The organism is Neptunicella marina (genome assembly GCF_014270035.1).
Lineage (GTDB): Bacteria > Pseudomonadota > Gammaproteobacteria > Enterobacterales > Alteromonadaceae > Neptunicella > Neptunicella marina.
The window spans coordinates 117,577-139,185 of record NZ_JACNEP010000003.1 but is presented as its reverse complement, the minus strand read 5'-3'; the positions used below and the strand labels follow the sequence as shown (position 1 = coordinate 139,185).

General features: G+C 43.7%; 27 protein-coding genes. 12 read left to right on the top strand and 15 right to left on the bottom strand.

What is annotated here, in order from left to right:
• Nucleotides 1-102 precede the first annotated feature (102 nt).
• The 4 genes from H8B19_RS05245 to H8B19_RS05230 are packed head-to-tail and all read left to right on the top strand — an operon-like array spanning nt 103 to nt 3,452.
• Nucleotides 103-1,938, top strand: coding sequence for a penicillin-binding protein activator (locus tag H8B19_RS05245; RefSeq protein ID WP_186505746.1), 1,836 nt, complete (start codon nt 103-105; stop codon nt 1,936-1,938).
• Nucleotides 1,925-2,284, top strand: coding sequence for a YraN family protein (locus H8B19_RS05240; protein ID WP_241737486.1), 360 nt, complete (start codon nt 1,925-1,927; stop codon nt 2,282-2,284). Before H8B19_RS05245 ends, H8B19_RS05240 begins: the two co-directional genes overlap by 14 nt.
• Before the next feature lie 6 nt (nt 2,285-2,290).
• Nucleotides 2,291-2,884, top strand: a complete 594-nt coding sequence (locus H8B19_RS05235; RefSeq protein WP_186505744.1) for a phosphoheptose isomerase — start codon at nt 2,291-2,293, stop codon at nt 2,882-2,884.
• A 1-nt stretch (nt 2,885) separates the two neighbouring features.
• Entirely contained in the window at nt 2,886-3,452 is a 567-nt protein-coding gene (locus H8B19_RS05230; protein ID WP_186505743.1) for a BON domain-containing protein, read from the top strand.
• A 45-nt stretch (nt 3,453-3,497) separates the two neighbouring features.
• Here the strand turns inward: H8B19_RS05230 and H8B19_RS05225 are convergent, their stop codons facing one another.
• The 8 genes from H8B19_RS05225 to zapE form a co-directional block, all read right to left on the bottom strand.
• Nucleotides 3,498-3,896 (bottom strand): ClpXP protease specificity-enhancing factor, encoded by a 399-nt coding sequence (locus H8B19_RS05225; RefSeq protein WP_186505742.1) that lies wholly within the window; start codon nt 3,894-3,896, stop codon nt 3,498-3,500.
• A gap of 15 nt (nt 3,897-3,911) precedes the next feature.
• Nucleotides 3,912-4,544, bottom strand: coding sequence for a stringent starvation protein SspA (gene sspA / locus H8B19_RS05220; RefSeq protein ID WP_186505741.1), 633 nt, complete (start codon nt 4,542-4,544; stop codon nt 3,912-3,914).
• Nucleotides 4,545-4,654: 110 nt separating this feature from the next.
• Nucleotides 4,655-5,392 carry a cytochrome c1 gene (locus H8B19_RS05215; protein ID WP_186505740.1) on the bottom strand — a complete coding sequence of 246 codons (738 nt, stop codon included), beginning with the start codon at nt 5,390-5,392 and terminating at the stop codon, nt 4,655-4,657.
• The gene (locus H8B19_RS05210) at nt 5,389-6,657 is read right to left on the bottom strand and encodes a cytochrome b (protein ID WP_186505739.1); all 1,269 of its coding nucleotides are present in this window, start codon (nt 6,655-6,657) and stop codon (nt 5,389-5,391) included. Before H8B19_RS05210 ends, H8B19_RS05215 begins: the two co-directional genes overlap by 4 nt.
• A 2-nt stretch (nt 6,658-6,659) precedes the next feature.
• Entirely contained in the window at nt 6,660-7,253 is a 594-nt protein-coding gene (gene petA / locus H8B19_RS05205; RefSeq protein WP_186505738.1) for a ubiquinol-cytochrome c reductase iron-sulfur subunit, read from the bottom strand.
• 456 nt (nt 7,254-7,709) lie between these two features.
• A complete protein-coding gene (gene rpsI, locus H8B19_RS05200; protein WP_186505737.1) occupies nt 7,710-8,102 on the bottom strand; it encodes a 30S ribosomal protein S9 in 393 nt (130 codons plus the stop codon).
• A gap of 10 nt (nt 8,103-8,112) precedes the next feature.
• The gene (gene rplM / locus H8B19_RS05195) at nt 8,113-8,541 is read right to left on the bottom strand and encodes a 50S ribosomal protein L13 (protein WP_186505736.1); all 429 of its coding nucleotides are present in this window, start codon (nt 8,539-8,541) and stop codon (nt 8,113-8,115) included.
• A 252-nt stretch (nt 8,542-8,793) separates the two neighbouring features.
• The gene (gene zapE / locus H8B19_RS05190) at nt 8,794-9,900 is read right to left on the bottom strand and encodes a cell division protein ZapE (protein WP_186505919.1); all 1,107 of its coding nucleotides are present in this window, start codon (nt 9,898-9,900) and stop codon (nt 8,794-8,796) included.
• Nucleotides 9,901-10,010: 110 nt separating this feature from the next.
• On the opposite strand from zapE, the gene H8B19_RS05185 reads away from it, so the two are divergent.
• The 3 genes from H8B19_RS05185 (at nt 10,011) to H8B19_RS05175 (ending at nt 13,384) form a co-directional block, all read left to right on the top strand.
• Nucleotides 10,011-10,448, top strand: a complete 438-nt coding sequence (locus H8B19_RS05185) for a ZapG family protein (RefSeq protein WP_186505735.1) — start codon at nt 10,011-10,013, stop codon at nt 10,446-10,448.
• 378 nt (nt 10,449-10,826) lie between these two features.
• Complete coding sequence (locus H8B19_RS05180) at nt 10,827-12,182, top strand: Do family serine endopeptidase (protein ID WP_186505734.1); 1,356 nt, start codon at nt 10,827-10,829, stop codon at nt 12,180-12,182.
• Between the two features lie 101 nt (nt 12,183-12,283).
• A complete protein-coding gene (locus H8B19_RS05175) occupies nt 12,284-13,384 on the top strand; it encodes a trypsin-like peptidase domain-containing protein (RefSeq protein ID WP_422121145.1) in 1,101 nt (366 codons plus the stop codon).
• Between the two features lie 5 nt (nt 13,385-13,389).
• On the opposite strand, the gene murA is transcribed toward H8B19_RS05175, so the two are convergent.
• From murA to mlaF, 7 genes are read right to left on the bottom strand one after another with little or no spacing between them, the layout of a single operon-like run.
• Nucleotides 13,390-14,646: a UDP-N-acetylglucosamine 1-carboxyvinyltransferase gene (murA, locus tag H8B19_RS05170; RefSeq protein ID WP_186505733.1), complete on the bottom strand. Its 1,257-nt coding sequence runs from the start codon at nt 14,644-14,646 to the stop codon at nt 13,390-13,392.
• Nucleotides 14,646-14,909, bottom strand: coding sequence for a BolA family protein (locus tag H8B19_RS05165; protein WP_186505732.1), 264 nt, complete (start codon nt 14,907-14,909; stop codon nt 14,646-14,648). Before H8B19_RS05165 ends, murA begins: the two co-directional genes overlap by 1 nt.
• 32 nt (nt 14,910-14,941) lie before the next feature.
• On the bottom strand, nt 14,942-15,244 hold the full coding sequence (locus tag H8B19_RS05160; protein WP_186505731.1) for an STAS domain-containing protein: 303 nt from the start codon (nt 15,242-15,244) through the stop codon (nt 14,942-14,944).
• Nucleotides 15,244-15,891 carry an MlaC/ttg2D family ABC transporter substrate-binding protein gene (locus tag H8B19_RS05155; RefSeq protein WP_186505730.1) on the bottom strand — a complete coding sequence of 216 codons (648 nt, stop codon included), beginning with the start codon at nt 15,889-15,891 and terminating at the stop codon, nt 15,244-15,246. The genes H8B19_RS05160 and H8B19_RS05155 overlap by 1 nt, the downstream gene beginning before the upstream one ends.
• Nucleotides 15,892-15,902: 11 nt before the next feature.
• On the bottom strand, nt 15,903-16,370 hold the full coding sequence (gene mlaD / locus H8B19_RS05150; protein ID WP_186505729.1) for an outer membrane lipid asymmetry maintenance protein MlaD: 468 nt from the start codon (nt 16,368-16,370) through the stop codon (nt 15,903-15,905).
• A complete protein-coding gene (gene mlaE, locus H8B19_RS05145) occupies nt 16,371-17,150 on the bottom strand; it encodes a lipid asymmetry maintenance ABC transporter permease subunit MlaE (RefSeq protein WP_186505728.1) in 780 nt (259 codons plus the stop codon). It abuts the gene before it with no gap.
• Nucleotides 17,147-17,950 (bottom strand): phospholipid ABC transporter ATP-binding protein MlaF, encoded by an 804-nt coding sequence (gene mlaF, locus H8B19_RS05140; protein WP_186505727.1) that lies wholly within the window; start codon nt 17,948-17,950, stop codon nt 17,147-17,149. The genes mlaE and mlaF overlap by 4 nt, the downstream gene beginning before the upstream one ends.
• 287 nt (nt 17,951-18,237) lie before the next feature.
• Between mlaF and H8B19_RS05135 the strand changes: the two genes are divergently transcribed.
• Genes H8B19_RS05135 through lptB form a run of 5 tightly spaced genes read left to right on the top strand, consistent with a single transcriptional unit; the run spans nt 18,238 to nt 21,553 of the window.
• Nucleotides 18,238-19,194, top strand: a complete 957-nt coding sequence (locus H8B19_RS05135) for a calcium/sodium antiporter (RefSeq protein ID WP_186505726.1) — start codon at nt 18,238-18,240, stop codon at nt 19,192-19,194.
• 27 nt (nt 19,195-19,221) lie between these two features.
• A complete protein-coding gene (kdsC, locus tag H8B19_RS05130) occupies nt 19,222-19,776 on the top strand; it encodes a 3-deoxy-manno-octulosonate-8-phosphatase KdsC (protein WP_186505725.1) in 555 nt (184 codons plus the stop codon).
• Nucleotides 19,773-20,342 (top strand): LPS export ABC transporter periplasmic protein LptC, encoded by a 570-nt coding sequence (lptC, locus tag H8B19_RS05125; protein ID WP_186505724.1) that lies wholly within the window; start codon nt 19,773-19,775, stop codon nt 20,340-20,342. Before kdsC ends, lptC begins: the two co-directional genes overlap by 4 nt.
• A complete protein-coding gene (lptA, locus tag H8B19_RS05120; RefSeq protein WP_186505723.1) occupies nt 20,305-20,841 on the top strand; it encodes a lipopolysaccharide transport periplasmic protein LptA in 537 nt (178 codons plus the stop codon). The genes lptC and lptA overlap by 38 nt, the downstream gene beginning before the upstream one ends.
• Entirely contained in the window at nt 20,828-21,553 is a 726-nt protein-coding gene (gene lptB / locus H8B19_RS05115; RefSeq protein WP_186505722.1) for an LPS export ABC transporter ATP-binding protein, read from the top strand. Before lptA ends, lptB begins: the two co-directional genes overlap by 14 nt.
• The last annotated feature ends 56 nt before the right edge of the window (nt 21,554-21,609 follow it).

Genomic DNA, 21,609 nt, shown 5'->3' with positions numbered 1-21,609 from the left:
ATTGAATTTGCCGGGGGCGTCTTTACAATAACTGCGAAACTCATGTGTAACGTCAATGCCTTAACAACACTGGTTTGCCGTAATAAGGGATCAAACACAATAATGAAATATCAATTCAGGTTATCTTGCTTATTGTTAGCGGCATTACTTAGTGCCTGTAGCTCTGCGCCAAAACAAAAAGCCGTTCAACAACCACAAACTCAAATAATGCCTGTTGAACCCATCGAAACCGAATTGAGCGCTAATGATTACCTGGAAAAAGCTAAACAAGCCAATCCGGATCGTCGTAACCTGTATTTATTTAAAGCCGCCGAAATGTGGCTACAGCAACAACAATGCGACAAAAGCATAAAGCTGGTTGATATTCTGCGCCCGGAGCTTTACGTTCCACTCGATATTTCACAAGCTAATTTAATTGAAGCCGAATGTTTATTTGATATGGGATTCTTTGAGCAATCCAACGATTTAACTCAGACCATTACCGGTCAAATGGGCTTAAACAAACGTCTTTATCTACTCAAAGCTAAATTACTCGAACACCAGTTAAACTGGATTGAAGCAGCCAACGCCTGGCAGAAAGTTAGCAACTATGATCAAAACGCCAACCAACATATTTGGCCACTGTTAAAAAAGCTTAGTCTAAATCAGTTAGAACAAGCTGAATCCAAATATCCGTCCTTAGACGCCTGGTTAGAACTGACAATAATCACACGCAAATATTCAGCGGATGCGTATCGTATGGCGCAGGCATTAAGCGTGTGGAAAAATCGTTATCCAAACCACCCCGCCATTAACAGTATGCCCAGTGATTTGGACAAAGCATTACACACAGACAAATATCAGCCACAAACGGTTGCTGTATTACTGCCATTATCCGGACGTTTACAGTTGCAAGGGGAAGCCCTTAAACAAGGCATACTTGCTGCTTATTTCGAACACGAAAATGCACGGCCTGAAGTCAGCTTCATCGATTCCAACTTAATGACTGAAAGTGATATGACGGCAATCGCCACTCAGTATGATTTTATTGTTGGCCCACTGGAAAAAGACCGTATTGAAGAACTGTTAAAGAAAGTTCCTGCCGACAAGCCAGTGCTGGCGTTAAATCGTATTAACACCGGGCATATGATACCGACACAGAACGCCTCAACAGACACGCCTCAGCCGTCACAGCACTATTATTTTGCACTGGCACCAGAAGATGAAGCCAATCAACTCGTGGAACATTTATTGGATAAAGGTTATCAACATCCGGTGGTGATATCTTCGGCCAATAAAAGCATGCAACGTATGTTGTCGACCTTTGTGCAAACCTGGCAGCAACAGACACAATACACACCTAACTCTGTTACCTTTGAATCCAGTGGCAGCATGCGCAGCGGCATTGCGAATTTGCTTGAAGTTAACCAAAGCCGTAGTCGCATCAGACAAATAGAAAATCTTTACCCTAATGAAGTTCACGCCTTTTACCGCAACCGTCAGGACGTAGATGCTATTGTCGTCTTTGCTAATGCTGAAGAAACCGAGTTATTAGTGCCTATTATTGAGGCGAGCATCAGCCCGTTTTCGGAAGTGATCCCAGTTTACGGCTCCTCGCGTAGTTACACGCAGGTATTAAGCAACAATTCACTGCGCGATTTACGCAACCTTACCTTTATTGATATGCCCTGGATGTTGCCTAATCATCCCTGGCAACAGCTTAAACATACTTTTACCCGATTATGGCCGGCACATACCGACAGTTTGCAACGTTTGTTTGCCATGGGTTATGACGCTTATAGTGTGATTCCTCATTTGAAACACATGGCGATTTTGCCTGAACTACGGGTAAACGGGCTAACAGGGCAAATATCGCTGGATGACAACGATATACTGCATCAGCGCTTTGCCATGGGTAAAGTTGAACAGGAACAGGTTATTCGCGTTGAAATGGATTAAGGCGCTTCAATCAAGTCTGACAGGAAAACAAGCTGAACAGCACGCAGCGAACTATCTGACTCATCAGGGTCTAACACTTTTAACACAAAATTACCGCTGTAAAACTGGTGAAATTGATTTGGTTATGCAACAAAACCAGATGCTGGTGTTTGTTGAAGTTAAATTCCGTAAAAGTCAGTCCCATGGTTATGCTCAGGAGTATTTTCATCCGGCCAAGCGAAAAAAATTTGAATCTGCAGTAGCCCATTATTTACATGATAAAAAGTTAAACCCGGCAATGGTAGACTACCGCGTCGATGTGGTCGCCATACACGGTGAAAAAGTCGAATGGTTTCAAGGAGTTTAAGTAAAAGTGATTGAACAGATTAAGGCCAATTTTACTGAGAGTATTCAGACTAAAATTGCCGCCAGCGAAACAATGGCTGAATCGATTGATTATGCTGCGCAAATGATTGTGCATGCACTGATCAACGGCAACAAAATTCTAAGTTGCGGCAATGGTGGTTCCGCCACTGACGCACAGCGTTTTACCTCACAATTGCTTAACCGTTATGAGCGTGAACGCCCCAGCCTTCCGGCCATAGCCTTATCGGCCGACACATCTGCCATTACATCAATTGCCAGCGACTCTGGTTATGACGAAATTTACTCCAAACAAGTGCGGGCCTTTGGTCAACCAGGTGATATTTTACTGGCGATTTCAACCAGCGGAAATTCTCGCAATATCATTAGCGCAATGGAAGCTGGATTGAGTCGTGACATGACTATTATCGCTTTAACGGGGAGTGATGGTGGAGAAATGGCCGGCTTATTAGGTCCTAATGATATGGAAATGCGCGTCCCTTCAAATCGCAGTGCGCGTATTCAGGAAGTTCACCAGTTGGTGCTGCATATATTATGTGAATGCATCGATAATTCACTTTTCCCCGATCACAGTGAGGATTGATATGTTACGTATTTTAATTGTTGCCAGCCTGATTACCCTTCAGGGGTGTGCAGCGGCACTGGTAGCAGGTGGAATGGGTGTGGCATCTTCAGTACATGACCGACGCACCATGGGCACGCAGATTGATGATAAAACCCTGTTAGCGAGGGTAAACAACCTTCTGGCTGAAAGCCCCGAAATTGAAGAATATGCTCATATTAATGTGAATGTTTACAACGGCATTGTACTGTTAGCAGGACAGGCACCTAACGACGATTTAAGGAACAAAGCGGAGCAAGCCGCCAAAAGCGTGCAACATATTCGCAAACTGCACAACTTAATTCGCATTGGTACCCCTACAACCGCTGGTACTCGTACCAACGATGTGTGGCTGGCCTCAAAGGTCAAAGCCAATTTACTCGCCGATGAACGTGTTGACGGTCTGCATGTGGATGTAATGGTTGAAGATTCGGAAGTATTCCTAATGGGTTTAGTCAATGCCAACGAAGCAAATGTTGCGGTGGATATCGCCCGTAATATCAGCGGTGTAGCACGTGTAGTAAAGGCGTTTGAATATATGCAACAATGATAATGTGACGAGTAATAAAAAAGCGCCTATCGGCGCTTTTTTATCTTACTTAACCACTTTCAGTGTAGGTTTGCCTTTTTTAGGCGGTGTGGGTGATGATTCTGCTTCAGTTGAAGCGGGCTCCTCTGCCAATTCAGGATCTACTTCGAAAATAGTTCCTGCGCCATTTTCACGTGCATAAATTGCCTGAACCGCGTGCACGGGTATAAATAGCTGACGAGCAACTCCACCAAACCGCGCCTGAAAACTGATATCAGTATTACCTATCACCAGTTGCTGACACGCACCAGGAGACACATTTAATACAATCTGTCCCTGCTGAACATGTTCCTGTGGTACCTCGACCCCCTGAATCGTGGCATCCACCACAATATGTGGTGTTAAATCATTATCCACAATCCATTCATGGAAAGCACGTAACAGGTAAGGCTGATTGGATGTCATTTTCACCGTCATAACTTAAAGCGGGTTATGAATTTCACGTTCCTGATCGGTTAATGAAGCAACAAATGAGCTGCGCTCAAAAATACGCTTCATATAACTTTTCACTTCTTTGCTGCCGTTACCATTTAATTCAATGTTCAGAGCAGGTAAACGCCACAATAGCGGTGCAAGATAACAGTCAACCAGACTGAACTCTTCGCTCATAAAAAATGGGGTTTCAGCAAACAAAGGTGCTAATGCCAGAATGGCTTCACGCAACTCATTTCGTGCAGTCTGAACGTCACCTTCACCTTTAAGAATTTGTTCAGCAAGTGAATACCAGTCCTGTTCAATACGATGCATCATTAAACGGCTTTGACCACGGGATACAGGATAAACTGGCATCAAAGGTGGATGTGGGAAACGCTCATCAAGGTATTCCATAATGATGCGTGATTGATATAACACCAGCTCGCGATCAACGAGAGTTGGTACGGTGCCGTAAGGATTCAGATCAACCAAATCTTCCGGTACATTGGTGGGATCAACAAAGGTAATTTCTACCCCTACGCCCTTCTCGGCTAAAACAATGCGTACTTGATGACTATAAATGTCTATCGAATCTGAAAACAATGTCATGATAGAACGTTTGTTGGTGGCTACAGCCATTAAGCTTCCTCCGAAATCCTAAAATAGTGCTTTGACATAAACGGCAAAAAAAGGGGCGTTGATGCCCCTTTTGAGTCTAATCGACTATTATACACAATTCTTGTGCATAATTAATGCACTTCTTTCCAGTATTCTTTCTTAAGTAAGTATACAAATACAAACAGAATAACAATGAATACCAGAACCCAGCGGCCAATGCTTTCAGCTTCAAGGCGAGAAGGCTCACCCATATATGCCAGGAAATTAACCAGATCAAGTACGACTTTGTCGTATTCTTCCTGATTGAGACGACCTGTACCATCACCTTTGATGCCTACATAACGTTCAACCATTTCACCGTCAACCATATGTTTTTCATAGGTTTTGGTAGGAAGCCCCTGCAATTCCTGTAAAACGTGGGGCATACCCACATCTTTAAATACCGCATTGTTTACGCCCCATGGACGTGATGGGTCTTTGTAGAAAGCACGTAGATAAGTGTAAATCCAGTCAACACCACGAACACGCGCCACCAGGGTTAAATCCGGCGGCGTTGCACCAAACCATTTAGCAGCGGCTTTAGGTGCCATGTTATTGGTGATGTAGTCACCGACTTTTTCGCCTGTGAATTGCAGATTTTCCTGCCCCAGTACTAAAGGAATACCCAAATCTTCAAAGGTACGCTGATAACGCTGGTACTGCATCTGGTGACAACCTAAACAATAGTTCATAAAGGTTTGTGCACCTGATTGCAGTGAGGCTTTATCAGTCAGATCGATATTAGCTTTATCCAAATGTACCGAGTGACCCGTTGCCGCCATTGCTAACGATGGCACTAACAAACTTAATACAAGGATTAACTTCTTCATTTGGTGATCCTCGCAGGCAATGGTTTGGTTTTTTCGTTTTTACTGTACAGATAGAGCAATACGAAGAAACTGAAATACATAATAGTCAGAATACGTGACGCAATCACTTTCCACGGTTCTTGTGGCGTACCACCTAAGTAACCCAGGAAGATAAATACCAATGCAAATACGATCAGATTCCACTTATGTAAACCTGAGCGATAACGCCATGATTTCACTTTCGCACGGTCAACCCAGGGCAGTAAGAACAGGCAGATAATCGCCATAAACATCGAGATAACACCAAACAACTTATCTGGAACAGCTTTCAAAATCGCATAGAAAGGCGTGAAGTACCAAACAGGAAAGATATGCTCAGGCGTTTTCAGACCGTTAGCAATTTCAAAGTTTGGATGCTCCAGGAAATATCCTCCCATGCCAGGATTAAAGAACATCACGTAGCAGAACAAGAACAGGAATACGCTAAAGGCAACCAAATCTTTCAATACAATGTGCGGGAAGAAGGGTACTACGTCATCAATGATGTCGTACTTATTAGTGTAGTACTCATGCATTTTGAACTTAGTTTTTTCGTCGTCGCTTAGTGAACCTTTTTTGCGTTTGACTTCAACACCATCCGGGTTGTTTGAGCCCACCTCGTGCAATGCAACAATGTGCAGGAACACCAGGATAACCAAGACTAATGGCAGCGCAATAACATGCAATGCAAAGAAGCGGTTTAAAGTCGCACCAGAGATAACATAGTCACCCTGGATCCAAACCACTAAATCCGGACCAATGCCTGGGATTGCACTAAACAGAGACACGATAACCTGCGCACCCCAGTAAGACATCTGGCCCCAGGGCAATACATATCCCATGAAAGCTTCAGCCATTAACGCCAGATAGATAAACATACCGAACAACCACAATAGTTCACGTGGTTTTTGGTATGAGCCGTACATCATGCCGCGGAACATATGCAGGTAGACAACGATAAAGAACGCCGATGCACCCGTCGAGTGCATGTAACGCAAGATATAACCATAATCCACTTCACGCATAATGTATTCAACAGACGCGAATGCACCTTCAGCGGTCGGGTTATAATGCATGGTTAACCAAACGCCGGTCACAATTTGGTTAACCAGTACGATGGTGGCCAAAAAGCCAAATACGTACCAGAAATTCATATTTTTTGGAGCCGGATATTCCATCGCATGCATTTTTGCCACGCGCATCATTGGAATACGATATTCAATCCAGTCGAGTAGATTTTGCCACATAATTACGCCGCTCCCTCTTCTGAACCAATCAAAATGGTGTTGTCATCAATATAGTAGTACGGCGGTACAACTAAGTTTGTCGGAGCAGGTGAGCCGTCGAATACACGACCAGCCAGGTCAAAACGAGAACCGTGACATGGGCAGAAGAAACCATCAGGAACCCCTTCTACGATTTCTTCAAACTGACCATCATTTAGATACTGAGGTGAACAACCCAGGTGAGTACAAATTCCCACCAGTACCAAATACTCTTCTTTTAACGAACGATAGCGACTGCGGGCAAACTCCGGTTGCTGGTCTTCTTCGGAATTTGGGTCCTTCAACATATCTTCATCTTTTGCCAGTTCAGCCAGAATTTCTGGTGTACGACGTACGATCCATACTGGTTTACTGCGCCACTCAACACGAATTAGCTGACCGGGCTCAATCTTACTGATATCCACTTTAATATCTGCGCCAGCGGCTTTCGCCTTGGCACTGGGATTCCAGGATGCAATAAATGGCACAGCAGCACCCGCCACCCCGACACCACCAATTACAGAAGTAGCGATAGTCAGGAAACGACGCCGGCTGTTATCTACAGGCGTATTGCTCATCCACTTTATCTCCAAGTTTTGGATTTATATGTAATTACTCAGCTTGTACCAATTTGAGTTAACTCATATTAGCTTGCATGTCAGCGACCGCCAGCCAAACTGAATATATCTCACAGGTCAAGTTCACAGCTTTATTCGCCCAACACCGTATTTAAACCGCTGTACGCTACTTCTTGTGAACACAATACCCGCTAGCGACAACCTTCACAGTGACAACGCATGACTGAATAGTGGTTGTTTACTTTTACTTCAGCGAAGCAAATGCATAAATTTAGTTACAAAGCGCGAAAATGATAAAAGAAAACCCCTTCAAAACACAAGGAAATGATGTCCCAAAGCGTAAAATAGTTATTAAAAACGAGAATTTGCGCGAAATTCACCGAATGAAATTCAACCACTTTTTACAGACATAAAAAAACCGGCCCAACAGACCGGTTTTTGAACAATTCGAAACGATTAACGTTTTGAGAATTGAGGACGTTTGCGTGCTTTGTGCAAACCAACCTTTTTACGTTCAACCTGACGAGAGTCACGTGTAACGAAACCAGCTTTACGTAGCGCAGGACGCAACGTTTCGTCGAATTCCATTAACGCACGAGTAATACCATGACGGATAGCACCCGCTTGACCACCGATACCACCACCTTTAACAGTGATGTACAGGTCAAATTTTTCAGTCATTTCAACCAGTTCAAGTGGTTGACGCACGATCATACGTGCTGTTTCACGACCAAAAAACTCTTCAATCGAACGTTTGTTAATTACGATGTTTCCACTACCTGGACGTAAAAATACGCGAGCAGTAGAGCTTTTGCGGCGACCAGTACCGTAGAATTGATTATCTGCCATCATCTAGCTCCTAAATATCCAAAACTTGAGGCTGTTGAGCAGCATGGTTATGCTCGGCGCCAGCGTAGACTTTCATTTTACGGAACATAGCACGACCTAAAGGACCTTTAGGAAGCATGCCTTTTACCGCTTTTTCAATGATCATCTCTGGTTTGTGTGCTTGTAATTTTTCGAAGTTAACTTCTTTCAAGCCACCTGGATATCCAGTGTGTGAGTAGTACATTTTGTTCTTGGTTTTGTTACCAGTAACAACCACTTTCTCAGCGTTGATCACAACAATATAATCACCAGTGTCCACGTGTGGAGTATATTCTGGCTTATGTTTACCACGTAAGCGGCGAGCGACTTCAGTCGCAAGACGACCTAGTGTTTTATCTGCGGCATCTACCACAAACCATTCACGGGTTACCGTTTCAGGCTTAGCAACAAAAGTTTTCATCTATCGTTACCCTAGATTTAAAAAGTTACGTTTGGTTTCACTGCACAACAGTCAAACCGCTAAGACTAAATATATTGATCCCTTCGAATCATTTAGCCGTTCCACTTTCCCAAAGTGGCAGTAACTGGGCAGGGCGCGCATTATACAGATATTTATTTAGAAATCACGTAGAAATTTCATACAAAACGCGACACCAGCCTACAAATCACAATTTATAATTAACCACCTTTTTAGTAGTTGCAGATGTTGAGGTTAAGGTAAGTGTTGCAGTGCTAAATAACTGGTACTTTGCATCTCCTTTAAGCGGCTGATGCATCGTTTAAATTCAAACTCCAGCTGGCCCTGAGTATACAGTTCATCAATGTCCACTTCTGCCGCAATAATCAGTTTAACGTGACGCTCGTAGAATTCATCCACCATGGCAATAAAACGTCTGGCGGCATCATCCACTTCACGTCCCATTTGTTTAACGTTAGCCAACAATACAGTGTGATAACAACGACTTAATTCCATATAGTCGGTTTGACTGCGTGCACTTTCACACAACACTGAATAGTCAAACATCACCACGCCATCGGATTCCTTAATGGTCTGCAATGAACGGTTTTGTACTACGATGGTGGCACCTTCAGTTCCCGCTTCGGCCGACAACTGGCTAAAGTACTGGTTTAGATTGGTTGTAGCCTGTTCATCCAAAGGAAAATGATAAATTTCAGCCTGCTCCAGGGTTCGCAACCGATAATCCACCCCACTGTCGACATTGACTACGTCGGTATTTTTATTGATAAGGTCAATCGCAGGTAAAAAGCGTGCTCGCTGCAAGCCATTGCGATACAGCTCATCGGGAATGATATTTGAAGTAGCAACTAACACCACACCGCGTTTAAATAAGGCTTCCATCAATGTCCCCAGAATCATGGCATCGGTAATATCTGAAACAAAAAATTCGTCAAAACACAAAATCTGTGTTTCATCCGCCAGTTTATCGGCCACTATTTGCAATGGATCTTGTTTACCACCCAGTGTTTTAAGTTCTTCATGCACACGGTGCATAAAACGATGGAAGTGAATACGCATTTTCTTTTTGAATGGCAGACACTCATAAAAAGTATCGACTAAATAGGTTTTACCGCGCCCAACACCGCCCCAGAAATACAGCCCCTTTATTTGTTGTTTTTTATCATGGCGAATGAACCATTTTGTTAACGTCTTGAGTGGACTCACATTTTCAGGGCTTGCAACCAGGTCATCATACAATCGTTGCAGCTGCATAACGGCGTTTTCTTGTGCGCTATCATGCACAAATTCTGGTTGTTTTAAGTCTTGCTGGTATTTTTGCCAGGGCGTAAGCGGTATCATAGACAAATGCGGCTAACCTTTTTGGTCATAAAAAACGAAAATTAATGGCCGCATAGTTTGCTAATTGCGTATTATTAAGTAAAGCACCAGTTTAGATTTGTGGAGATTTTATGGATTTTATTACGGGCTTGTTATTGTTGATTATCGGTGCCGTTGTTGGTTTTTTTGCTGCTCAGTTCTGGCTAAACAAGCAAAATAATGCGGATAAAGAAAAAAATGTCGAAAACACCATCAGAGACATTTTGCTCCAGCAAACCCAAATTCATGTAGCAGAATCACGTCAGGTATTAACCAGTATCGAACAGAAATGTCAGGCTCTGCGCAACCAGCTGGAACATTTTGAACACAATGTTAGTGAGATGCAAAATCAACCAGAAGACGGCAAACTGGCATTTTTTGGTGAACAGGCAAATGTTTACCTGCGCCATAATGTAACAAAAAGTAAACCAGAGAAAACCTCAGCAGATTACCAGCCTCTGGACTATTCAGCGGGGAATTCTGGCCTGTTAAACAGCGAAAATAAACCGCAAAAACAAACGGCAGAATAATTTCAACGGAACTTTGTTCAGGTTGGTTAAGTCTTCTAGTGCAAGTATTGAAAAACAAAAATTCAATTCCTATTTTAGGGTTTGTTGGTCTTCGATGTGTGTTTTTGCAGGCGTTTGTCGCGGATTTATACAAGGCAGAGCGAGTGTTGTGTAGTAAGACTACATAAATGAGCTTTAACGCCGCAGAAATCCGCGACAAAGACTGCCCGAAGGGTTCAACCCAAAACCTTTTGCTCTTTGTTGCCGAGTCTTGACTTAGAACCACTAGGTCTTCACCTCGGCGTCGCGATCAAAAAGTTTTGGATTCGAACAAAACTCATACATCGAAGACTAACATACCCAACGTACTAACCTTAACTAACCTGGAGTATTTTCCGAATGAAAAATGCTGTTATCCGCACTGTTGCTGCTTTCACATTATCAGTAGCAGTCGTAACCTCAACATTCGCTGCCATTCCCTTTTTTTCTGATGATGAGCAAAAAGTGCCTTCTCTTGCTCCGATGCTTGAAAAGGTTACCCCCGCAGTTGTCAGTATATCAGTAGAGGGCACACAGGTATCACGTCAGCGTGTACCTGAAATGTTCAAATATTTCTTTGGCCCTAATGCACCAGATGAACAAGTTCAGGAACGTCCGTTCAAGGGGCTGGGTTCTGGTGTGATCATCGATGCCAAAAACGGTTATATCGTTACCAACAATCACGTTGTTGATAATGCCGACGAAATTCGCGTCAAACTCACCGATGGTCGAGAGTTTGAAGCTAAAAAATTAGGGTCGGACGAACAAAGCGATATCGCTTTACTGCAAATTAAGGCCGACAATTTGGTGGCGATGAATCTGGGTAATTCAGACAAGCTACGTGTGGGTGATTTTGTGATCGCCATTGGTAACCCTTTTGGTCTCGGACAAACTGTTACGTCAGGTATTGTCAGTGCGCTGGGACGCAGTGGCTTAAATATCGAAGGTTTTGAAGACTTTATCCAAACCGATGCAGCCATTAACCGCGGTAATTCTGGTGGTGCACTGGTAAACCTTAAAGGTGAGCTGGAAGGTATTAACACTGCGATTTTAGGCCCCGGTAATATCGGCATTGGTTTTGCCATCCCAGTTAATATGATGAAGAGTCTGGTGGATCAAATTGTGGAGTTTGGTGAAGTTCGCCGCGGTTTACTGGGTATTACCGGCAGCGATTTAGATGCAGATCTCGCAGACGCCATGGGATTAGATATTAATCAGGGTGCGGTAGTACGTGAAGTTACACCTGATTCAGCGGCTGAAAAAGCCGGATTAGCCGCACGCGATGTCATTACTGCGGTTAATGGAAAAACGATTCACAGTTTTCTGGAACTACGTGCCAAAGTTAGCACACTGGGCGCAGGTTCAGATGTAGAGTTGAAAGTGGTGCGTGACGGTAAACAAAAAACCATTACTGCCACATTAGGTGATTACGAAGCCGCCAATATCACGGCCGAAGAAATCCATCCTTCACTGGAAGGTGCGGTTATGTCCAATGGTAAAACCAAAAGCGGCGATAAAGGCGTTGAAATCAGTCAGCTGGCAGCACGTTCTCCAGCAGCTCGCGTTGGTTTACAAGAAGGCGATGTGATTATTGGCGTTAACCGTCACCGTGTTGAATCTGTGGCAGAACTGCGTAAACAGTTATCCGATAGCCCGCGTGTTATCGCACTGAACGTCAAACGCGGAGACAGCTCTGTATTCCTGGTTGTTCGATAAACCTTAATAAAATCTGCAAGATAGCGGCGACTAGCCGCTATCTTCTGTTTCAACCCAATGCTATTATTTTGCCAAACATCCTTATCTAAAGTCGGAGCATCGTGAAAAAGCGCAGCTGGGGTTATTTTTTTACAAAATCCATCTTACTCGGCGTCGTGGTATCTGCAGTGATGTTACTGCTCATTCCCGATTTGCGCCAGGGCACAGGTCTAGAGTTGAGACTCTTTAATCAGCCCTCTACAGCTAATGACCGCGTAAGCTTCCATGAAGCGGTGAAATCTGCCACGCCCGCTGTGGTTGATATATATAGTACAGGAATTGAAACACGCCCATTCCCCTATCGGGGACGCCAGGTAGAAAGGGCCAGTTTAGGCTCCGGCGTAATTATGAGCGAGCAGGGTTATATTCTCACCTGTTACCACGTTATCCGAAATGCAGAAACCATTAGCGTCAGATTAAGCGATGGCCGTATTCTAGACGCTCAGCAAGTGGGTCAGGACCCTTATACCGATCTGGCCGTGCTTAAAATTGATGAAGAAAATTTACCTGTTATTCCGCAACGTGAGCAAACCAATACTCGCGTAGGCGATGTGGTGCTCGCTATTGGCAATCCTTACAACCTGGGTAAAACCATTACTCAAGGTGTTATCAGTGCAACAGGTCGTAACGGCTTAAGTAACTACTTAACTAACAGTAATGGTTATGCCGGTTTTATTCAGATGGACGCGGTATTAAATGAAGGCAATTCAGGTGGTGCTTTAGTAGATTCCAATGGTGTTTTGGTTGGAATTAATAACGCCAATTTCAAAACACTTGATAATCAAAATCGGGTAAAAGATGTAGCCGGTATCTTTTTTGCCGTGCCTTACGAGCTGGCAAAAAAAGTTATGGATTCAATTATTACCAATGGACGGGTAATTCGTGGCTACTTAGGCATATCGGCCAATGAAGAACGTGATCCTAAAAATATGCTACCTGGAATTTTAGTGACGCATATTGAGCCCTTTGGTCCGGCAGCTAAAGCGGGGTTACGTCCTGAAGATATCATCACCAAAGTTAATAATACCCAAGTGGAAGGTGTTTTGCAGGTACTGGACATTGTGGCGGAAACCAAGCCCGGTGATGAAATTACCTTTGAAATTATCCGCAACAAGAAAATAATGACTGTCCCTGTCATTATTGGTGAGTTAGGAGCTTCTTAGATCACCTAACTCACGCGTTTAATATTGGCGCCCAATCCATTCAATTTAGCTTCAATGCATTCGTAACCACGGTCCAGATGGTAAATACGGTCAACAATAGTTTCCCCTTTCGCAACCAGTCCGGCAATAACTAAGCTGGCAGATGCACGTAAATCGGTTGCCATCACCTGTGCGCCATTCAAACTGGAGTGACCACGACATACAGCATTATTGGCTTCCAGATCGATTACAGCTCCCATGCGCTGCAATTCCGGTACATGCATAAAACGGTTTTCAAAAATGGTTTCGGTAACCACTCCTGTACCAGACGCAATTACATTTAAAGCTACAAACTGAGCCTGCATATCGGTAGGAAAACCCGGATGAGGAGCGGTTTTAATATTAACACTGGCCGGGCGTTTACCTTGCATATCCAGCTCAATCCAGTCATCACCACATTCAACAATCGCACCGGCTTCACGCAGCTTACTTAACACTGCATCCAGTGTTTCAGGTGCGGCGTTCAAGCATTTAACTTTGCCACCGGTTACCGCTGCAGCCACCAGAAAGGTACCGGTCTCAATACGATCAGGTAATACACGATAATCACATGCATTGAGCTCAGCCACACCTTCAATGGTAATTTTATCAGTGCCTGCATGTTTAACTCTGGCACCCATTTGATTCAGGCAATTAGCTAAATCTACAATTTCCGGCTCACGTGCGGCATTTTCCAGTACAGTAGAGCCTTCAGCCAACGCTGCTGCCATCATAAGATTTTCGGTAGCGCCAACACTAACTACATCCATAAAGATACGCGCACCTTTTAAACGCCCATCAACAGAAGCTTTTACGTAACCTTCTTCCATCACGATATTGGCGCCCATCTGACGTAAACCGTTTAGGTGCAAATTCACTGGTCTGGCACCAATCGCACAGCCGCCCGGTAACGAAACTTCAGCCTGACCATAATGCGCCAGTATAGGCCCGAGCACCAAAATAGACGCACGCATGGTTTTAACTAATTCATAAGGCGCAACATGGCTATTCAGCTCACTGTTATCAATTGTAACCACATCATTTTCACGGGTGGTTTTGGCCCCCATAATGGACAATAGATCCAGTGTCGTGGTGATATCTCTTAAGTCGGGTACGTTAGTAAAACGACATTTCTGTTTGGTTAATAAGCTAGCAATTAAAAGAGGGAGCGCTGCATTTTTGGCGCCGGATATAACTACATCCCCCTGTAAAACCGAACCACCCTGAATACTTAATTTTTCCATTAAAGGGCTCCTGGCATATTAAATTTTTTCTCTTTAACCCACTGCTCAGGAGTAAAGGTTTTAATCGATACCGCATGCAAACTGCCATCGGCAATAAAAGGTTTTAAAGGTGCATAAACGGTTTGCTGCTTTTTAACCCGTGACATGTCTGCAAACATGTCACTCACAGCAATTATCTGGAAATGAGAGCCATCACCGGTAACAACCAGCTCAGTCAGGGAAAGGGATTCTTTTAATACGGATTCTATATCTGGGATTTGCATGGCCAATCTATTTTTTCAACAAACAATTGGCCCTATTGTAACGGTAAAAGGTCTTCAGCGTCGCTCATTTTTGCTAATTTGATCAAAGAATTAGGCAGGTTGATAATCGACAGCTTTTTACCTGCCTTCTCGCATTCACCACTGAGTTCAATTAACCATGCCAGCCCCGCGGTATCGATGTTGTTAACCTCGGCCAAATCAAACTGCAACTCGTTACCCGCTTGTTGCCATTCGCTGTAACGATGTTGCCATGGATTTGCCAGATTTACAGCGAGCAGATCACCACTAAATACAAAAACATTGTCCTGTTGTTTAATGGATAATGTTTTGTTCATCAGGATTTCGCCTCTGTTTTATCATCCAGCACAATTGACTGGGCATTCTTTTCTTTAAGCAGTTTAATCACAGCATCAATGCCTTCCTGACGGATAATACCTTCCAGTTCGCTTTGTTTACTGGATAACAGGCTAATACCTTCGGCTACCATATCAAACGCTTTCCACTCATCTGTACGGCTGTTTTTGCGTACTTTAAACGCAATTTTAATATCTGGGCGTCCGGGTTCTTTCACCAGGGCACGAACGGTTACCATGCGATCATCGTCGATGGGTTGAGCAGGTTCGAATACGACAGTTTGATTATCATATTGCGCCATCGCGATAGCGTAAGTTGTTACCAGATAATCACGAAATACCTGAATAAATTCAGGGATTTTGTCCTGCGGCACATTTTTAAATTGTTTACCCAGCACCTTTAATGCGGAAAATTTGTAATCCACATGCGGGAGCAGTTCTTCGATCATGATGGTACGCAAAATATCCGGATTTTTCTTTATTTGCTCACGCTCGGCCTTAATTCTGTCAAAGGTCCGGGTTCCCGCTTCTTTCACCATCTCGTAGGGGTTTTCACTGTCCTGTGCCAATGTCACATGACTGATAAGCAAACACGTAATAACCGCGACACTTCTCAGCAACTTACCCATTATTACCTCTCCTAGTCTTTTGATTTGCTAAACAGGAACTGACCAATCAAATCTTCCAGTACCAAAGCCGATTTGGTGTCTTCAATAAAATCACCTTCTTTCAGTGGCTCGATACCATCAAATGAAAAACCAGGCTGTAAACCTACGTATTGTTCTCCTAACAATCCCGACGTCAAAATGGACACCGAACTTGTTTCCGGAAAGTTTGTGTACTGCTTGGCGATAGTTAAGGTGACAACCGGAGTAAAATCTTTATCATCCAGTTTAATTGAGGTTACCCGACCAACAGTAACTCCACCTACTTTAACCGCTGAACGCACTTTTAAACCGCCTATATTGTCAAATTTAGCATATAGATCGTAGGTTTCACCTTCACCAGTAATACCTTTGTTAGCAACATTAAATGCCAGCATCAATACTGCTGCGATAGCTAATGCGACAAAAAATCCAACGACTAATTCAATTTTACGAGAATTCATTTATTCAATCCCAAACATCAGGGCTGTCAGGATAAAATCCAGCCCCAAAACCGTTAACGAAGAGTGTACAACTGTTTCAGTTGTTGCTTTACTGATGCCTTCCGATGTAGGTAAGCAGTCATATCCTTTAAATACTGCAATCCAGGTTACAATTACAGCAAACACAAAACTTTTAATCACGCCATTCAATACGTCAGCCCGAAAGTCCACCGTAGACTGCATAATTGACCAGTAACTACCGCTATCCACACCCAGCCAGTCGACACCGACCAAATGCCCCCCAAGAATACCAACAGCACTAAAAATCACTGCCAACATCGGCATACAAATAAATCCAGCCCAAAAACGTGGCGCAATAACCCGGCGCAACGGATCAATCGCCATCATTTCCAGACTACTTAGCTGTTCTGTTGCTTTCATCAGCCCTATTTCTGCAGTTAACGCAGAGCCAGCACGCCCGGCAAATAACAGCGCAGTAACAACCGGCCCCAACTCGCGTAGTAAAGACAAAGCCACCATAGGGCCTAAACTGTCCTCGGCACCGTAATCCACTAAGATGGTATAACCTTGCAATGCCATCACCATGCCGATAAACAGGCCAGACACCACAATAATCAACAGCGATTGCACACCCACAACATACATCTGACGAATCACCAGAGGCGTATTTTTTATTGGACGCGGGACCGCAACCAAAGCTCCGTATAAAACCTGAGAAGCACGCCCGGTTGCGGCGATCTTTTCAATTACCCAGGCACCCAAATTCGCCAGCCAATTCATGATTTACCACCGCTTAATAGTTGCTGCTTAAATGACTCAGCGGGAAAATGGAATGGTACAGGGCCATCAGCCTGCCCCTGCAAAAATTGTTGTACCAACTCTGAGTCACTATTTCGGATTTGCTCAGGTGAACCTTCACCTATTACTTTTTTGTCAGCAACAATGTATATGTAATCAGCAATACTCATCACTTCGTCCACATCATGGGTAACCACTATGCTGGTGAGATTCAACGCATCATTAAGCGTTTTAATCAGTTTAACCAATACCCCCATGGAAATGGGATCCTGACCGGCGAAGGGTTCATCATACATAATCAGCTGAGGATCAAGTGCAATTGCACGCGCCAGTGCCGCTCGACGAGCCATGCCACCAGACAATTCACTTGGCATCAATTGTGCGGCGCCACGTAATCCCACAGCCTGTAACTTTAATAGCACGATGGTACGAATTAACGATTCGGATAGTTTAGTGTGCTCACGCAAAGGATAAGCAACATTATCAAACACCGTCAGCTCAGTGAATAAAGCACCACTTTGAAATAGCATGCTCATATCGCGACGTGTTTTGTACAACTGATGACGATTCATAGAAGGAATGGAATTCCCTGCAAAAAGAATATCACCACTATCAGGTTTAAGCTGCCCACCGATCAGGCGCAGCATAGTGGTCTTTCCTATTCCGCTGGGACCCATAATGGCGGTGGTTTTTCCTTTCGGAATCCGCATGGAAATATCCTGATAGATAACACGTTCTCCACGTTTAAATGTCAGGTTATTTATCTCTACCAGATAATCCATCTTGTGCTGAAAATCCTACTTTTACTGAGAAGAAAAACGCAATCCTAGAATTGCATCCTAGTGAAGTGAAGGCATTTTAATTTTTTTCAATGCTAATGAGAAATATTAAAAAGTTACAAGATGTAATTTTAATTACACTTTTTAGCTTAAGATCGGAAAAACGCTTATTTTTATAGCAGTTACCAAAGCTTACAAAGTAAAATCTGCGTAAAATACTGATGGAGCATAGGCAAAAGCATAGCTTTTTGCGACAATTCCATTATTCGCTGAATTAATATAGTGGCAGCATGCTTTTTGATTGTGGATTGTTCATTTTAGGACTCATTTTACTTAGTTGGAGCGCCGACCGGTTTGTATATGGTGCTTCTGCGGTTGCAGCGAAATTTGGTATTTCGCCAATGATTATAGGGTTAACCATTGTAGCCATGGGATCCTCCGCACCAGAAATAATGGTGTCATTTACTGCATCCTTAAATGGTAATCCGGATACCGGTATTGGAAATGCAATTGGTTCCAACATTACAAATATTGCATTGGTATTAGGTGCGACGGCGCTGTTTAAGCCTATGTTGGTCGCATCAACCACCCTTAAGCGAGAAATCCCTTTAATGGTGATCGCTACCCTGCTGGGTGTGTACTTCATGTCAGACAATGCTTTAACCCAGACTGAAGGCATTATTTTACTGGTCGCTTTTTTTGTCACCATCTTTGGGGTGTGTTGGTTATCAATGCATGCGGATAAAAAAGACCGGCTGGAACAGGAAATTGCAGAGGAGCTGGATTTAGACGTCAATAGCTCAAGGGCCATATTATGGTTGATCATTGGCATGATTTTGCTGCCAGTGAGTGCCAATATTATGGTGGATTCTGCGGTAAATATTGCCAGGTTTTTTGGTATGAGTGATTTAGTGATCGGCCTGACTATTATCGCCATAGGTACCAGTTTGCCAGAACTGGCAGCGAGTATTGTAAGTATGCGCAAAGGTGAGGACGACATGGCGATGGGTAACATCATCGGCTCGAATATATTCAACATTCTTGCAGTGCTCGCTATGCCTGCTCTTATCGCGCCAGGTGTTATTGATACAGATGCAGCCCATCGAGATAGCTATGTTATGTTAGCACTAACGGTATTACTGGTTATTTTCAGCCTCAGTTTTGGCGGTAAACGTAAAATTGGCCGTTGGCAGGGTGGACTATTACTGGCATTGTTCATAGCTTATCAATTTATTTTACTCGGTTAGGTCATTAGCAGGAAACTGGCGAACAAAATGGCAATTACACAAACCTTATATGGTGAACTGGATTCACAACTCATTAGCCGTCTTAGTCGTGTCAAATTACTGGCCTGCGATGTTGATGGTGTTTTTTCTGATGGCCGAATATATCTGGGCAATCAGGGAGAAGAATTAAAAGCGTTTCATACCCGTGATGGGTATGGTGTAAAAGCGGTACAGAATATAGGTGTAACACTGGCGGTAATTACTGGCCGACGTTCTAATATTGTAGAACAACGCATGACCAGCCTTGGCGTGGCCCATATTATTCAGGGTGAAGAGAACAAAGGTCCCGCACTTGAAAAACTGATGAAGCAGTTAAAGCTATCTGCGCAACAAGTTGCCAGTATCGGTGATGACATGCCCGATTTGGGTATGTTTAATTTGGCAGGTGTCAGTGTCGCCGTTGCCGACGCACACCCCTTTGTACGCAAGCAAGCTGACTACATCACCCATTTAAACGGTGGTTTTGGTGCGGTAAGAGAAGTATGTGATTTACTTTTGCATGCTCATAAAAAACTGACACTGGTGCACGGAAGCAGCACATGAACAAAGTCACTATCAGCATTTGCTTGCTGTTTATTCTGGTGGTTGCGCTTAATTATGATCAATGGATCTCAACAGATGAAGTGGTGCCGTTGGATGAAACAGAAGAGGCATGGCGTCCAAATTATCTGGCTGATGGTATGTTAAATACGCTATACAACAGTAAAGGTGAACTCAGTTATCAGGTATTTGCCAAACATATGGAACATTACCAGTTGCTTGGCTTCACACTGTTTGAACAGCCCATGTATAACTTGTTTGATGAAAATGGTCAAAATCAGTGGCAGATTTCAGCTCAGGAAGGCACATTACATGAAAATAATCGCCTGCAACTGGAAGATGACGTAACGGTAAAAAGTTTAGATAAAGATGGCTTTATCCAAACCATGAAAACCGATTATGTGGAAATCGACCTTAACAACCGGACATTAACCTCTGATCAACTGGTAAAGATCAGTGGTAAGAATTATGTCATTCAGGGGGAAGGCTTTAGCGCCAACCTCGAAAAACGTACTTTTGAGTTACTAAATCATGCGAAATCGACTTTCTCTCCCGGCCCTACTCCGTAGCGCTGCGCTGGCATTACTTGTTACAGCCTCTTTTGGTGTTTTGGCTGACAAGTCGGACTTTAAACAGACAATACAGATCCTGTCAGAAAACAATGCAGCCGATGGCATTCAAAAGTCAGGTTATTACAGCGGTAACGTGCATATCACGCAGGGTTCGCTGGTGATTGATGCTGATGAAGTATTTATCGATGCTAAAGACGGTCCGGGCAATGAGGTATTTATCGCCAAAGGCAAACCCGCCTCCTATCAGCAAAAAGCCAATGATGGCAGCATGATAAAAGCGGTAGCTGATGAGATTCGCTACACGCTAAATAACCGGGTATTAACGTTAACCGACAATGCAGAACTACATTTGCAAAGCTCAATGGTAAAAGCGGAACGAATTGAGTTTGATATGGAAAATGAACAATTTAATGCCAAAGGCAGTGATAACGAAGATGGCCGTACTATCACCATATATCAGCCCAGCACACAGGAAGACGCCAATGGCAACCCTTAAGGCCAGTCATTTAGCCAAATCTTACAAATCACGACAGGTGGTTAGTGATGTAAGCTTAGAGGTATCAACCGGCCAGATAGTCGGTTTACTCGGCCCCAATGGTGCAGGAAAAACCACCACATTTTATATGATAGTAGGCTTGGTACAGCTGGATAAAGGTCAGATTTTTATCGATGATGATGAGCTAACCTTACAACCCATGCATGTGAGAGCCAGACGCGGGATCGGATATTTACCTCAGGAATCCTCTATTTTTCGTAAGCTGACCGTGTGGCAAAATTTAATGGCCATCTTACAAACACGTAAAGACTTAACCGAAGAGCAACGTGAGGCACAGGCGGATGAGCTGTTAGATGAATTCAATATAAATCATATCCGCAATAGCCTGGGAATGAGCCTGTCTGGCGGTGAAAGGCGTCGGGTTGAAATTGCCAGAGCCTTATCCGCCAACCCGGAATTTATTTTGCTTGACGAACCCTTTGCTGGAGTCGATCCTATTTCGGTCACCGATATAAAAAAAATTATAAACCAACTTAAAGACAGAGGGATTGGTGTACTGATAACAGACCATAACGTGCGCGAAACACTTGATGTGTGTGAAAAAGCATATATTGTCAGTCATGGAGAGCTTATTGCTCAGGGTAATGCCGAACAGGTCCTCAGCAACCAGCAAGTCAGGGATGTGTACCTGGGCGACCAATTCAGGCTATAGTTTAACAAACGACAAAACAACAAGGGATGCAGTCATTTCTGGTTTACAACACACGG

Coding starts and splice junctions, on each gene's coding strand:
- H8B19_RS05245 (WP_186505746.1), top strand. CDS start 103: ATGAAATATCAATTCAGGTTATCTTGCTTATTGTTAGCGGCATTACTT.
- H8B19_RS05230 (WP_186505743.1), top strand. CDS start 2,886: ATGTTACGTATTTTAATTGTTGCCAGCCTGATTACCCTTCAGGGGTGT.
- H8B19_RS05225 (WP_186505742.1), bottom strand. CDS start 3,896: ATGACATCCAATCAGCCTTACCTGTTACGTGCTTTCCATGAATGGATT.
- sspA (WP_186505741.1), bottom strand. CDS start 4,544: ATGGCTGTAGCCACCAACAAACGTTCTATCATGACATTGTTTTCAGAT.
- H8B19_RS05215 (WP_186505740.1), bottom strand. CDS start 5,392: ATGAAGAAGTTAATCCTTGTATTAAGTTTGTTAGTGCCATCGTTAGCA.
- H8B19_RS05210 (WP_186505739.1), bottom strand. CDS start 6,657: ATGTGGCAAAATCTACTCGACTGGATTGAATATCGTATTCCAATGATG.
- petA (WP_186505738.1), bottom strand. CDS start 7,253: ATGAGCAATACGCCTGTAGATAACAGCCGGCGTCGTTTCCTGACTATC.
- rpsI (WP_186505737.1), bottom strand. CDS start 8,102: ATGGCAGATAATCAATTCTACGGTACTGGTCGCCGCAAAAGCTCTACT.
- rplM (WP_186505736.1), bottom strand. CDS start 8,541: ATGAAAACTTTTGTTGCTAAGCCTGAAACGGTAACCCGTGAATGGTTT.
- zapE (WP_186505919.1), bottom strand. CDS start 9,900: ATGATACCGCTTACGCCCTGGCAAAAATACCAGCAAGACTTAAAACAA.
- H8B19_RS05185 (WP_186505735.1), top strand. CDS start 10,011: ATGGATTTTATTACGGGCTTGTTATTGTTGATTATCGGTGCCGTTGTT.
- H8B19_RS05180 (WP_186505734.1), top strand. CDS start 10,827: ATGAAAAATGCTGTTATCCGCACTGTTGCTGCTTTCACATTATCAGTA.
- murA (WP_186505733.1), bottom strand. CDS start 14,646: ATGGAAAAATTAAGTATTCAGGGTGGTTCGGTTTTACAGGGGGATGTA.
- H8B19_RS05165 (WP_186505732.1), bottom strand. CDS start 14,909: ATGCAAATCCCAGATATAGAATCCGTATTAAAAGAATCCCTTTCCCTG.
- H8B19_RS05160 (WP_186505731.1), bottom strand. CDS start 15,244: ATGAACAAAACATTATCCATTAAACAACAGGACAATGTTTTTGTATTT.
- H8B19_RS05155 (WP_186505730.1), bottom strand. CDS start 15,891: ATGGGTAAGTTGCTGAGAAGTGTCGCGGTTATTACGTGTTTGCTTATC.
- mlaD (WP_186505729.1), bottom strand. CDS start 16,370: ATGAATTCTCGTAAAATTGAATTAGTCGTTGGATTTTTTGTCGCATTA.
- mlaE (WP_186505728.1), bottom strand. CDS start 17,150: ATGAATTGGCTGGCGAATTTGGGTGCCTGGGTAATTGAAAAGATCGCC.
- mlaF (WP_186505727.1), bottom strand. CDS start 17,950: ATGGATTATCTGGTAGAGATAAATAACCTGACATTTAAACGTGGAGAA.
- H8B19_RS05135 (WP_186505726.1), top strand. CDS start 18,238: ATGCTTTTTGATTGTGGATTGTTCATTTTAGGACTCATTTTACTTAGT.
- kdsC (WP_186505725.1), top strand. CDS start 19,222: ATGGCAATTACACAAACCTTATATGGTGAACTGGATTCACAACTCATT.
- lptC (WP_186505724.1), top strand. CDS start 19,773: ATGAACAAAGTCACTATCAGCATTTGCTTGCTGTTTATTCTGGTGGTT.
- lptA (WP_186505723.1), top strand. CDS start 20,305: ATGCGAAATCGACTTTCTCTCCCGGCCCTACTCCGTAGCGCTGCGCTG.
- lptB (WP_186505722.1), top strand. CDS start 20,828: ATGGCAACCCTTAAGGCCAGTCATTTAGCCAAATCTTACAAATCACGA.